13 protein-coding genes are annotated in these 12,570 nt (G+C 67.0%); 7 read left to right on the plus strand and 6 right to left on the minus strand.

What is annotated here, in order from left to right; translation table 11 throughout:
- The first annotated feature begins 43 nt into the window (after positions 1–43).
- Positions 44–1,018, plus strand: a complete 975-nt coding sequence (locus ROP_RS17875) for a GlxA family transcriptional regulator (RefSeq protein WP_012690804.1) — start codon at positions 44–46, stop codon at positions 1,016–1,018.
- 6 nt (positions 1,019–1,024) lie between these two features.
- Here ROP_RS17875 and ROP_RS17880 read toward each other — a convergent pair whose 3' ends face one another.
- The 4 genes from ROP_RS17880 to ROP_RS17895 are packed head-to-tail and all read right to left on the minus strand — an operon-like array spanning position 1,025 to position 6,790.
- Entirely contained in the window at positions 1,025–2,713 is a 1,689-nt protein-coding gene (locus tag ROP_RS17880; protein WP_012690805.1) for a SulP family inorganic anion transporter, read from the minus strand.
- A gap of 10 nt (positions 2,714–2,723) precedes the next feature.
- Positions 2,724–5,477, minus strand: a complete 2,754-nt coding sequence (locus tag ROP_RS17885) for a cation-translocating P-type ATPase (RefSeq protein WP_012690806.1) — start codon at positions 5,475–5,477, stop codon at positions 2,724–2,726.
- A gap of 27 nt (positions 5,478–5,504) precedes the next feature.
- Positions 5,505–6,368 (minus strand): polyphosphate kinase 2, encoded by an 864-nt coding sequence (gene ppk2 / locus ROP_RS17890; RefSeq protein ID WP_012690807.1) that lies wholly within the window; start codon positions 6,366–6,368, stop codon positions 5,505–5,507.
- Between the two features lie 23 nt (positions 6,369–6,391).
- Positions 6,392–6,790, minus strand: coding sequence for a DUF7144 family membrane protein (locus ROP_RS17895; protein WP_012690808.1), 399 nt, complete (start codon positions 6,788–6,790; stop codon positions 6,392–6,394).
- Positions 6,791–7,003: 213 nt separating this feature from the next.
- Here ROP_RS17895 and ROP_RS17900 point away from each other — a divergent pair, with 213 nt between their 5' ends.
- The 4 genes from ROP_RS17900 to ROP_RS17915 all read left to right on the plus strand — a co-directional run bounded on the left by ROP_RS17900 (position 7,004) and on the right by ROP_RS17915 (position 8,485).
- On the plus strand, positions 7,004–7,219 hold the full coding sequence (locus tag ROP_RS17900) for a three-helix bundle dimerization domain-containing protein (RefSeq protein ID WP_012690809.1): 216 nt from the start codon (positions 7,004–7,006) through the stop codon (positions 7,217–7,219).
- A gap of 91 nt (positions 7,220–7,310) precedes the next feature.
- Positions 7,311–7,760 carry a DUF6325 family protein gene (locus ROP_RS17905; RefSeq protein ID WP_012690810.1) on the plus strand — a complete coding sequence of 150 codons (450 nt, stop codon included), beginning with the start codon at positions 7,311–7,313 and terminating at the stop codon, positions 7,758–7,760.
- A 33-nt stretch (positions 7,761–7,793) separates the two neighbouring features.
- Positions 7,794–8,078 (plus strand): SHOCT domain-containing protein, encoded by a 285-nt coding sequence (locus ROP_RS17910; RefSeq protein WP_012690811.1) that lies wholly within the window; start codon positions 7,794–7,796, stop codon positions 8,076–8,078.
- Positions 8,079–8,107: 29 nt separating this feature from the next.
- On the plus strand, positions 8,108–8,485 hold the full coding sequence (locus ROP_RS17915) for an SHOCT domain-containing protein (protein ID WP_012690812.1): 378 nt from the start codon (positions 8,108–8,110) through the stop codon (positions 8,483–8,485).
- Here the strand turns inward: ROP_RS17915 and ROP_RS17920 are convergent.
- Together ROP_RS17920 and ROP_RS17925 are read right to left on the minus strand one after the other, a co-directional pair.
- A complete protein-coding gene (locus tag ROP_RS17920; RefSeq protein WP_012690813.1) occupies positions 8,463–9,860 on the minus strand; it encodes a hypothetical protein in 1,398 nt (465 codons plus the stop codon). The genes ROP_RS17915 and ROP_RS17920 overlap by 23 nt on opposite strands.
- Before the next feature lie 6 nt (positions 9,861–9,866).
- Positions 9,867–10,265 carry a DUF7144 family membrane protein gene (locus ROP_RS17925; protein ID WP_012690814.1) on the minus strand — a complete coding sequence of 133 codons (399 nt, stop codon included), beginning with the start codon at positions 10,263–10,265 and terminating at the stop codon, positions 9,867–9,869.
- A gap of 175 nt (positions 10,266–10,440) precedes the next feature.
- Between ROP_RS17925 and ROP_RS17930 the strand changes: the two genes are divergently transcribed.
- Entirely contained in the window at positions 10,441–10,848 is a 408-nt protein-coding gene (locus ROP_RS17930; protein ID WP_012690815.1) for a DUF7144 family membrane protein, read from the plus strand.
- Positions 10,849–10,851: 3 nt separating this feature from the next.
- A complete protein-coding gene (locus ROP_RS17935) occupies positions 10,852–12,570 on the plus strand; it encodes an alpha/beta hydrolase (RefSeq protein ID WP_012690816.1) in 1,719 nt (572 codons plus the stop codon).

Below are 12,570 nucleotides of genomic sequence, written 5' to 3' on the forward strand. Positions count from 1 at the left end.
CGTCAGCTCGTGCCGGAATGGCAGCATGTGAAAGAATCTGGCCATGACGGAACCGCATCGGGTGGTCGTTCTCGCGCTGGACGGGGTGATCCCGTTCGAACTCGGCATTCCGTCGCGGGTGTTCGGCCGCGCCCACGACGCCGACGGGCAGCCGCTCTACGAGGTACTGACGTGCACGGCCGACGGTCGGCCGGTGCGTTCGGAGGCCGACTTCTCGGTGGCGGTGGACCACGGGCCCGAACTCCTCGCCACCGCCGGCACGGTGGTGATCCCCGCGTCGTACGAACTCGGCCCGGCGTACGACGAGGGCCGCCTGCCCCCGAATCTCGAGGCGGCGCTCGCGTTCGTCCGGCCCGGCATCCGGTACGTCTCGATCTGCACCGGCTCGTACGTCCTCGCCGCGGCGGGGCTGCTCGACGGTCTGCGCGCCACCACCCACTGGCGCAACACCGAGCACTTCCAGCGCACCTATCCGCAGGTCCGCGTCGACCCCGACGTGCTGTTCGTCGACGAGGGCAACATCCTCACCTCGGCGGGTGTCGCCGCCGGTCTCGACCTCTGCCTGCACATCGTGCGCCGCGACCACGGGTCGGACGTCGCCAACCGGGTGGCCCGCCGATGCGTCGTCCCACCGTGGCGCGACGGCGGGCAGGCCCAGTACATCGAACGACCGATCCCGGAGGTCACGTCGGAGTCGACCGCGGCGACCCGCGAGTGGGCGTTGCAGCGCCTCGGCGAACCGCTGTCGCTGACCCGGTTGGCGGCGCACGCGAACATGAGCGTCCGCACGTTCACCCGCCGCTTCGGAGAAGAGGTCGGGACCACCCCGAACCGCTGGCTGATCACTCGCCGGGTCGACCGTGCGCGGCAACTCCTCGAGACCACCGACCTGTCCGTCGACGTCATCGCCCGTGAGGTCGGGTTCGGAACCGGCACCTCCCTGCGGCAGCACATGGGCGCGGTGCTGGGGGTGCCGCCGTCGGCGTATCGCAGGACCTTTCGGGGCCAGGCGGTCTGAGCGGAATCAGCCCCGCGCGTGGAATGCCTCCACCGCGGACTCGACGGTCGGGTAGAAGTGCGTGGAGTCGAATCTGTCGCCCACCCCGAACCGGATGAGCCGATCCTTGATCGGGCCCTTCATCTCCGCGAACGCCAGCTGGATTCCCTTGCCTTCGAGGTAGGTGTCGAGGTCGACGAGTTCGTCGACGGCGGTGGTGTCGAGTCCGGTGATCGGCTCGGCGGCGACCACGACCCACTCGACCGGGGTGGGCGCCTCCGCCACCACCGAACGCACGTACTCGTCGAAGATCTCACCGTTCGCGAAGAACAGTGGGGCGTCGAACCGCACCAGCACCAGTCCGGGGATGCGGAGCCCGCCGGGGTGGCGTTCGACGTCGTGGAAGCCCGGCCGGTCCGCGGTCCGGACGAGTTCGGTGCGGTACGGCTGCCAGGCCTGCGCGACCACGGCGACGAAGGACAGGCCGATCGCGACGAGGATGCCCTGCAGCACACCCACCAGGGCGACCCCGAGGAACGCGGCGATGGCGAGTCCGAATTCGACGCTGCTCATCCGCCACATGCGGACCATGCCGTCCACGTCGACCAGCGCCGTTGCCGCGACGATCACCACGGCGCCGAGCGTGGCGTCGGGGAGGTAGGCGGTGACGCCGGGGGCGACGAGGACGAAGACCAGCACCGCGACGGCGCCGACGACACAGGCCAATTGCGTTCGGGCGCCGCTCTGTTCGGCAACCGGGGTGCGGGATCCGCTGGCCGAGATCGGGAAGCCGCCGAACAGCCCGCCCGCGATGTTGGCGACGCCGACCGCCTTCATCTCGGTACTACCGTTGACGTCCTCACCGCGCCGGGCGGCGAACGTGCGCGAGAGCACGCCCGTGTCGGCGAACGCGATCAACGCGATTCCGGCGGCCGGTCCGACGAGTTGCCCCACGTCGCCCCAGTCGACGCCGCCGAACGACGGCAGCGGCAGACCCTTCGGTAGCGCGCCGACCATGCCGATGTCGTCGTCGAGACCGAGCGCCGCCGAAAGGACGATCGCCCCGACCACCGCCACCAGAACGCCGGGGACGCGGGGAATCCAGATGCGGAACACCACGATGACGGCGAGGGACCCGAGGCCCACCGCGGCGGCGACGGGGTCGATGTCGCCCCCGAACACCGCCTGCCCGATCCCGCCGATCTCCCCGAGAAGTCCGGACGCGTCGACGGAGAACCCGAGCAGTTTGGGTAGCTGGCCGACGACCACGATGAGCGCGATCGCGTTCAGGTACCCGAGCCGGATGGGTTTCGACAGCAGTTCGGTCACGAAGCCGAGATGCAGGAACCCGCCGACGAGGAGGATGAGGCCCATCAGGACGCCGAGGATGCCGGCGAGCGCCAGGGCGCTCTCCGGATCGTCGACGACGGCCAGCGGCAGGACCGCCGCGGCGATCAGCGGGGCCAGCGACGAATCCGGTCCGAGGACGAGGATTTTCGACGGCCCCACCACCGCATACGCGAGGAGCGGGACGATGGTCGCGTACAGCCCGGCGTACGCCGGCAGCCCCGCGGCCTCCGCGTATCCCATCCCGGCGGGGATGAGCAGTGCGGTGAGGACGAGTCCGGCGGTGATGTCGGGGCGCAGCCACTCGCGGCGGTACTGCCGTGCCGTCGCGATTCCGGGCAACTGCGCGAGGCTTCCTGTCCAGGACATGATGCCGGCCTCAGCGCGCACGTTGCGGGTCGACCGCGGCAGCGGTGGAAATCGGGGTGGTCGGCCGCGCGTGCTGCCTGCGGCGCAGGGCCTTCTCCGCCTCCACGACCGCCGGGATGATCAGCGACCAGCCGAGGCAGGCGAGCCACTGCCCGCCGGTCAGCGACGTGGTCATGAGGAGGTCCTGGAGGAAGCCGATCTCGACCGCGAAGACGGTGACGACGACCGGGATCGACAGGATCTTCAGTGCGCCGAGGATCGGTGGGGTGAGACCGGATTCCGGGTCGCGGCGCATGACGAGTCCGGCGAGAATCGACCCGAGCGACAGCACCACGAATGCGGTTGTCATGGGGACGCTCGCCTCGGTGGTGCTCATGTCTCCCGGTGCGAGGAGCATCGCGGCGAGGGTGACGGCGAACTGCAGGACGCCGTACGCCAGCCACTGCGTGAACGCCTTCCGGTTGGCGATCGGCACGCCGGGGTCGCGCGGAGGTTTGTTCATGAGGTCGGGCGGCGACGGATCGAGCATGATGACCGCGACGGGGAACAGCGTGATGAAGAAGTGCTGGAACAACACCATCAGCGGGGTCAGTGCGACGCCGTCGTTGATGTCGAAGATGCTCGCCACGAGGAACAGCAGCACCAGCGAGAACAGTTTCGACATCTGGTACCGGATGTAGGAGACGATCTTTTCGTAGATGTTGCGGCCCAGCCGGATCGCGGTGATGAGGGTTCCGAAGTTGTCGTCGGTGAGCACCATCTTGCCCGCCTGTTTCGTCACCTCGCTGCCCGATCCCATGGCGACGCCGATGTCGGCCTTCTTCAGTGCGGCGGCGTCGTTGACGGCGTCCCCGGTCATCGCCACGACCGCGCCGCCCCGCTGCATGATGTCGGCGAGACGGAGCTTGTCCTGCGGGGTGACGCGGCCGAACACGTGCAGGCGCGGGAGGGCCGCGGCGAGGTCCTCGTCGCTCATGGCCTGGAGTTCGGGACCGCCGATCGCGCCGGGTCCGAGACCGAGTTCGGCACCGATCGCGGACGCCGTGATCGCGTGGTCGCCGGTGATCATTCGGACCTCGATGCCTGCGGCGTGGGCGGTGCGCACGGCGTCGATCGCCTCCGGCCGCAGCGGGTCGATGATGCCGACCATCCCGACGAACGTGAGATCCTCGACCAACGACATGGGGTCGGCCGCCGCGGCGTTCTCCTGCCCGTCGAGTCGGCGGGCGGCGAACGCCAGCACCCGCAGCCCCTTTTCGGACAACTCCCGGTTCGCCGCGGTCAGTTCGTCCCGGACCTCGTCGAGCGGCACCGCGTGCCTGCCCGGCAGGTAGGCGCTTCCGCATCGGGCGAGGACCACGTCGGGTCCGCCCTTGACGAGTTCGACGAACTGGGTCCTGCCGTCGACCTGGAGGTGGTGGAACGTCGCCATGAACTTGTACGCGGAGTCGAACGGCACCTCCGCGATGCGGGGATACGTGCGCCGCGTGAGCGGGGCGTCGACGCCGATCTTGGCGGCGAGCACGACCAGCGCGGCCTCGGTGGGATCGCCGACGATGTCGCCGGTGTCGGAGACGGTGGCGTCGCTGTCGAGGCACAGCCCGTAGGCGAGCAGGGTGAAGTCGGGGGCGGCCTCGCCCGCGGTCTGGGTGATCCGCCCCGACTTGCTGTATCCCTCGCCGTCGACGGTGTACCACCGGCCGTGGAAGTACAGCGTCCGGACGGTCATCTGGTTCATCGTCAGCGTGCCGGTCTTGTCCGAGTTGATCGCGCTGGTCGCGCCGAGCGTCTCGACGTCGGTGAGGTTCTTGACGACGGCTTTCGCCTCGGCCAGCTGACGGGCCCCGAACGCCAGCATCGCCTGGACGAACGTCGGCAGCCCGGTCGGGATCGCGGACACTCCCATCGAGATGCCCAGCAGCAGAACCGTCGTCAGGCTCTGCCCGCGGATCACCCCGAGGATCACGATGAGCGCGACCGCGGTCCACGCGATGATTCCGAGCACCTTGGTGAGCGAATTCAGTTCGCGCTGAAGCGGAGACTTGCTCGGGGCGACGGCCGAGAGCATCGACGCGATCTGGCCCATCTGGGTGTTCATGGCGGTTTCGGTGACCACCATCGTGGCGGTGCCCCGGGTGACCGAGGTGTTCTGGAAGACCATGTTGCTGCGGTCGCCCAGCGGGACGTCCGCGGCGCCGAGGGTCCGGGTGTCCTTCGGCACGGGGGCGCTCTCACCGGTCAGTGCCGCCTCCTGCGTCTCGAGGGTCGCCGACGTGAGCAAACGCCCGTCGGCGGGGACGACGTCGCCGGCCTCCAGTTGCACGATGTCGCCCGGTACCAGGACGGTGGCGGCGAGTTGCTGGAGCGTTCCGTCCCGGGTCACCCGCACCTGCGGTGTCTGCATCCTCGCGAGCGCGTCGACACTGGCGCGTGCCTTCAGTTCCTGCCGCGTGCCCAGCACGACGTTGAGCACGACGAGTGCCGCGACCACGATCGCGGTCGATACCTCGCCGATGACGACGCTGACGACCGCCACCGCGACCAGCATGAGGTTCATCAGATCCTTCAGCTGCGCCAGCGCGATCGCCCACGTGGACGGGCCAGGCTCGGAGACGATCTCGTTGGGACCGTGCCGACGGCGCCGCTCGTCCGCCTCACCGGCCGTCAGACCCGACTGCCGATCGGAGGAAGTCGCGGCCACGACGGCATCGGCGTCCTGGGCGTACCAGGCCGTGTGCGTCTGCGCGGATTCCGTCGAGACCATGACCGCTCGTCCTTTCGGCTCGGACCCTCAGTACGGGGTGGGGATCCAGTGCAGTGGCTGCCTCGGCGCCGCATAGCCGTGCGGGCGCTGCCGGTCGGGCAACGTGATGTCCGGGCGGTCCAGCGGCTCGTAGGGGATCTGACTCAGCAGGTGGCTGATGACGTTGAGCCGGCCGCGCTTCTTGTCGTCGTTGATCGCGACGTACCACGGCGCCCAGCCGGTGTCGGTGAGGTGGAACATCTCGTCGCGCGCCCGCGAGTAGTCGTACCAGCGGCTGTACGACTTCAGATCGAGGTCGGACAGTTTCCAGATCTTCCGGGGGTCGTCGATGCGGCTCTGCAGTCGCAACGTCTGCTGCTCCTCGCTCACTTCCAGCCAGTACTTGAGCAGGACGACGCCCGAGTCGACGATCGCACGCTCGACCGTCGGGATCAGTTGGAGGAAATGCTGCGCCTCCTCCTCGGTGCAGAAGCCCATCACCCGTTCGACCCCGGCGCGGTTGTACCAACTGCGGTCGAAGACGACGACCTCGCCGGCCGCCGGGAGGTGGGGTAGGTACCGCTGCACGTACATCTGCGACTTCTCGCGTTCGGTCGGGGCGGGCAGCGCGACGACACGGAACACGCGCGGACTCACCCGCTCGGTGATCGCCTTGATGACGCCGCCCTTCCCGGCGGTGTCGCGACCTTCGAACACGATGCAGACCCTTGCGCCCGAGGCCTTTACCCACTCCTGCAGTGCGACGAGTTCGCCGTGCAGCGGCCGGAGCAGGCGTCGGTACTCCTTGTTCTTCATCGGCACCGCCGAGGCGTTCTCAATCGGCGCGGCCAGCTCGGCAGTCCCCGGCCGGGGCAGGTCGGTCCCGGCCCGGTGCTTGCTCTTCTTTCCCACGGTCTCTCCCGGTCTTCCGGGGTTCAGACCCGATCCGGATTCCACGTCGACACGGCCCAGATGACGACGACGTCGAGGGCGATGATGAGCAGCGACCACCACGGGTAGTAAGGCAGCCACAGGAAGTTGGCGAGAATCGAGATCGCCGCGATCACGATCGCGGACACCCGCGCCCATCCCGCCCCGGTGAACAGCGCGAGGCCGACCCCCAGGATCACGATGCCCAGCACGATGTGGATCCAGCCCCACGTCGTCAGGTCGAGCTTGTAGACGTATTCGATACCGGCGACGAAGACTTCGTTCTCGGCGACGGCGGCGACCCCTTGGAAGAACTGGATGATGCCGACGGTGACGAGGATGATGGCCGCCCCGATCGAGGTGCCTGCCGCGACGCCTTGCTTGACCGATGTTGTCTCGGACATGACGGTCCCTTTCTGTCCGCGAGCCGACGGCCCGGTGCTCCCCATTGTCCGCCGTCCGGCCTCCCGTTCAGTGGTGAACCAGTATTTTGCGCCGACATCCAATTCTGGATTCATTCCAGGCTGCTGGAGTGCAGTATTACGGCACCGAACTGTGTTGCTCACGAGCCTGTTTCGTGTCTTGACGGTGGCCGTCATCGGGATGACGATTGATCGATGACCGGCGACGACGAACAGCTTCAAGTCGAGAAGGTCATCGAACGCATGATCACTCGGTACCCTTCGCTCTCACCAGTAGACATCGAGCACATCGTGCGCACTGTTCACAAGCGGCTGGCGGAAAGCAGGGTTCGTGACTTCATCCCCCTTCTCGTCGAGAGGGCGGCCAGACGCGATCTCGCGGCCCGCGAGGCGGCGGAATCGGTCGGGTGACTTTCTGCTCTGGCGTTGCCGCACTCGATGACGGATACTGACCGAAGGCCCGTGCGGCCGCCGCTGCTGTCTTCAGAAGAGAGGTCTTGCAGTGAACGACACCGAATTCGACGAACTCGGGCCCATCGACTATCTCGTCGTGGAGTTCCCGGCCGACCGGAAACCCGACGGATCGGCGTTGCCGCACCTCGTCGACCTGGTCGAACGAGGCATCATCCGGGTACTCGATCTGGTCTTCGTCCGTAAGGAAGCCGACGGATCGCTGGCCGGCATCGCCGTGGAGGACCTCGGGTTCGAAGGTGGTGTGGACGTGACGCTGTTCGCCGAGGCGGCGACGGGCCTGATCGACCGCACCGACCTCGAGGAGGCCGCGTCCGTGCTCGAGCCGGGGTGTTCGGGGGCGATTCTCGTGTACGAGAATTGCTGGGCCGCACCGTTCGCCTCCGCTCTGCGGCGTGAGGGGGCCCAGCTGGTGGCATCCGGGCGCATTCCGGTCCAGGGCATTCTGGCGGCGCTCGACGCGCTCGACTCCGCCAGCTGACAGGCCGCCGAATCGAGAGCTGAGGAGCACATCATGCCAGGACTCCTACGCGGCATCGCCCGGACCGCCGTCGTGGCGGGCACCGCGACCGCCGTCTCCAACCGGGTGTCGCGCAGACAGGGGCAGCGGTGGGCGGCGAACCAACCTGCCCCGCAACAACAAGCGGCGCCACCACCACCACCACCGGCGCAGCCCGCACCGGCGTCCGGCGGCACGGATCGCATTGCCGCCCTGAAACAACTCGGTGAACTCCGCGATCAGGGGGTTCTCACCGAGGAAGAGTTCGCCAACGAGAAGGCCAGAATCCTGGCCTCCTGACCGCAACACCGAGTGGACGGAGCGCGAAAATGGAAGGCTTCTGGGAGTTCTTCTGGTTCATCTTCGTCTGTTTCGCCTTCGTGGCGTACCTGACGGTGCTGTTCTCGATCATCACCGACCTGTTCCGCGACCGAGACACGTCGGGGTGGGTGAAAGCGATCTGGATCTTCTTCCTGTTCTTCATTCCGTTCCTGTCGGCGCTGATCTACCTGATCGTCAACAGCGACGGCATGGCGAAGCGGTCTCTGGCCGCCGCCCAGCAGGTGAAGCAGGCGCAGGACACCTACATTCGGGATGTCGCCGGGCAGTCGCCGGCGCAGCAGATCTCGGATGCCAAGGCGCTCCTCGATTCCGGGGCGATCACCGAGGCCGAGTTCCAGTCGATCAAGGCGAAGACGCTGGCATGACGTCCGTCCGCGCGGCGGCCGTGCGGGCCGGACGGACGAGCAGTTCGAGTGCTGCGAGCGCCACCACCGCGATGAACACGATCCACAACACGACCAGTCCGGTGGGATAGCGCCAGAACATCAGTAGCACCGCAGCGATACCGATGACCGCGCAGCGCAACGGAATGCGGAGCTGGTAGGCCCACCGCTCCACCTCGTTCGGCGGCCGGCCGCTTCCGGACCGCCGAACGAAGTCGAGTGCCTGCCCGTAGCTGCGACGCACGGCCTTCGCGGACGACGAGCCGCCGGTGAGGTAGGCACCGAGGGCGATCACCAGACCGAGGACGGCCACCGCGCGCAGACTCGTTCGCAGCGGCACGAGGACGGTATCGATGACCGCGGTCGCCGCGTCGGGAGACAGGACGTCGGACGGGACGCTGTCGAGGTAGATCGCCCGCCCAACGAGAATTCCGATTGCGAGGACCAGCATCCCCAGCGCGATCGCCAACCCGGCGAGGGCCAGCGCGCGGAGCCTTCGGCCTGAGGGCGCGACGGCGACAGCGGCGGCGGCACACGCGATTCCCAGCCAGGGCAGGATCGCCGATGCCTTGTCGAGCGCGGCGACCGCCCGCTGCGCCTTCACCAGTTCGGGTGACTGGAACAGCACGAATTGCTTGTCCACCGAAGGGATCTTGTCCGCGAACGCGAAACCACGCTCATTGAGTGCGGCCTTCACCTTGTCGATGATGGTGCCCAGGGAGATGCTGACGGTGCCGCTCTGATCGACTTCGACGGAGCTGAGCCCGTAATTGCCCGTCATCACCGCGACGAGCGCGTTGTGGGCAGACCGGTTCGCCTGGATCCACAAGTCCTCGAACTGCTGGGACTGCACGAGTGAGCCGACGGTGTCGTGCACGAAGTTCCTTGCCTGACTGGTGAGGACCGGTGCGAGTCCGATCACGGCCTGGTCCAGGCGAGGAGCGTTCGTGGACAGGTTCGACACATCGGTGAGCGCGGTCAGGGCATCTTTCGTGAGCCCCTCGACATCGACTCGGGTGAAGATCTCGTTGGTGATCTGATTCGTGATTTCCGCCTGGATCGCCGGATTGTCGCCCAGGGGTGCCACTGTGCTCACGTAGCGGTCGGTGTCGAGGATCTGACTGCGGGTGAAACGGGCGGTGACCGACGCGATCGAGAGAACTGCCACGAGAACCAGCAGAATCGTCACCGCGGTCCAGCGCAGCCCGTTCCGCGGTGGGTGGGAGACGGGTTCGGCAGGAACACCGGCCGCGGCGCCCGCGGCTTGCGTGCGCAGCGTCGCAACTTCTTCGCGCAACCGGAGGAGTTCTGCGCGTTCGTCCTTGTCGAGCCCATCGGTGTTCGCGCCGTCGGTCATCGTCGCTCAGACCGTTTCGGGATTCCAGGTGGCAACCGCCCAGATCACTACCGCGTTCAGCGCAATGATCGTGATCGCCCACAGGGGGTAGTACGGCAGCCACAGGAAATTGACGAAGATCGAGACGGCGCAGAGCACCATCGCGCCGACCCGGGCCCATGTCGCGCCGGTGAACAGCGCGGCGCCGACAGCGGCGATGACCACTCCGAAGACGAGATGGAACCATCCCCACGCGGTGACGTCGAATTGGTAGGTGTACTCGATGCCGACGACGATGACGTCGTCCTTGGCGATCGCGGAAATTCCCTGGAAGAACTCGAGTAAGCCGACGGTGACGAGGAGAACCGCCCCGCCCATCGAGGTTCCCTTTGCCACACCTTGTTTGACCAGCGATTCATCGGACATGACCGTTCCTCTTTCGTCAACATACGAAATGAACTGGCATGAGTAAGTATCCTCCCGCCGATCACCTGTTGTCAGGAAGATGCCCGGACGTACACACGACGTTCACATATTGACCTCGATCTACGAGGCAGCGGAAACTATCTGCAGGCCAATGTATGTCCGGGAAGGGAATGCCATGTCCGATGAGTCGTTGGTCAAACAAGGGGTCGCGGCCGCCACATCGATGGTGGCAGCGATAGTTTTGCTCACTATCGGAATCCTCCATGCGCTCTCGGGCATCTCTGCGCTCGGGAAGGACGATCTCGTCGTGGCGGGCCCCGAGTACATCTACCAGTTCGACACGACCGCGTGGGGATGGATTCACCTGGTACTCGGTGTGATCGTCGCGGCTGTCGGTGTCATGTTGTTCACCGGGGCGACGTGGGCCCGGGTCGGTGCCGCAGCGATCTGCGCCGTCTCGATCCTCGCTAATTTCCTCTGGCTGCCCCACTACCCGTGGTGGTCGGTCGTGATGATCGTGCTCGACATATTCGTGATCTGGGCTGTCACGACGTGGCGACCGGGCTACGAAGAGAACCTGTAGACCATGACGACCGATGTGATCGACGGCGCGCCCCCGCACGAAACGGGTCCCGCTCGGCCGCCCGAGCGTCACCGCCGCTGGCTACCGCACCGATATGCGTTCGGAGGCTTGGTCGTCGCCCTACTGTTCGTGTGGCTGTCGCTGACACCGACGCTTCTGCCCCGCGGTCCGTTCTTCCAGGGCCTCGTCACGGGTGTATCGGCGGCCGTCGGCTACGGACTCGGGTTTCTGGGATCGAAGTTTGTTCGCTACCTGGTGCAGCGGGAAGCACCGCCCCGCGCGAAGGTCGTGGTTCGCCGGGTGGCGCTGGCGATCGGAATTCTCGGAACCGTCGTGATGCTGGTGTGGTTCGGGAACTGGCAGTCTCAGCTGCGGGAGATCATGAGCGCCGCCGCGTTTCCGTGGACGGGATACCTGGTCATGGTGATCGTGGCGGTGCTGATCTTCGTCCTGTTCGTCGCGGTCGCGCGGGTGCTGCTGCGGGCGGTGCGGTGGGTCGAACGCAAGATCAGCCGGGTGGTGCCGCGGCGGATCTCGGCGACGGTGATCGGGGTCGTGGTGGTGGCACTGCTGGTCGCTCTCGTCAACGGCGCGGTGGTGCGCGTGATCATGACGGGACTGAACAATTCGTTTGCCGCCGTCAATCAGGAGACCAAGGCCGGGGACGAGCCGCCGACGTCGCCGTTACGGTCGGGCGGACCGGAATCGCTGGTCACGTGGGATTCGCTGGGACGGCAGGGCCGCTCCTTCATCTCCCGCGCCCCGACCGTCGACGAGTTGTCCGCATTCAACGACGGACGGCCGGCGCTGGAGCCGATCCGGACGTACGCCGGGCTCGCCAGCGGCGGCGATTCGATCCGCGAGAACGCCCAGGTGGCGGCAGACGAACTCGAACGCGCCGGCGGCTTCGATCGTGCGGTGGTGGGCGTGGCGACCACCACCGGCACCGGGTGGATCAACGAGGCTCTCGTCTCCTCGCTGGAATACATGTACAACGGCGACACCGGGATGGTCGGCTTGCAGTATTCCTACCTGCCGAGCTGGCTGTCCTTCCTCGTGGACAAGGAGCGGGCCCACCAGGCCGGGGAGGCGTTGTTCGACGCCGTCTACGACAAGTGGAAGGTGTTGCCGCCGGAGACCCGTCCCAAGCTGGTTGTGATGGGCGAGAGCCTCGGCTCCTTCGGGGGTGAAAGCGCATTCGGCAACGTCGACGATGTCGAGGCCCGCACGAACGGCGTGCTGTTCACGGGACCGCCCAACGCCAACGAGATCTGGACCGACGTCACCACGAACCGCGATCCCGGTTCGCCCGAATGGCTTCCGATCTACGAAGAGGGTGAGACCGTGCGTTTCGGTGCGCGGGCGCCGGAGGATCTGCCGCGTCCCGACGCCCCGTGGGGCCTGCCACGCATGGTTTATCTGCAGCACCCGTCGGACCCGATCGTCTGGTGGTCGCCGGAGCTGCTGCTGAGCGAGCCGGACTGGCTGAAGGAGGAGCGTGGATACGACGTCCTCGACAGCACACAGTGGTTCCCGTTCGTGACGTTCCTGCAGGTTGCGGCAGACATGGCGGTATCGACGGGGGTCCCCGACGGGCACGGGCATTCCTACGTCGTCGACATCGCCGACGCGTGGAGCGCGATCCTGCCGCCGGACGGCTGGACCCCGGCGGACAACGAGCGATTGCGCGCGGTGCTCGCCGAGATGGGTGCGGACGGCTGA

Source organism: Rhodococcus opacus B4, from assembly GCF_000010805.1.
GTDB classification, from domain to species: domain Bacteria; phylum Actinomycetota; class Actinomycetes; order Mycobacteriales; family Mycobacteriaceae; genus Rhodococcus_F; species Rhodococcus_F opacus_C.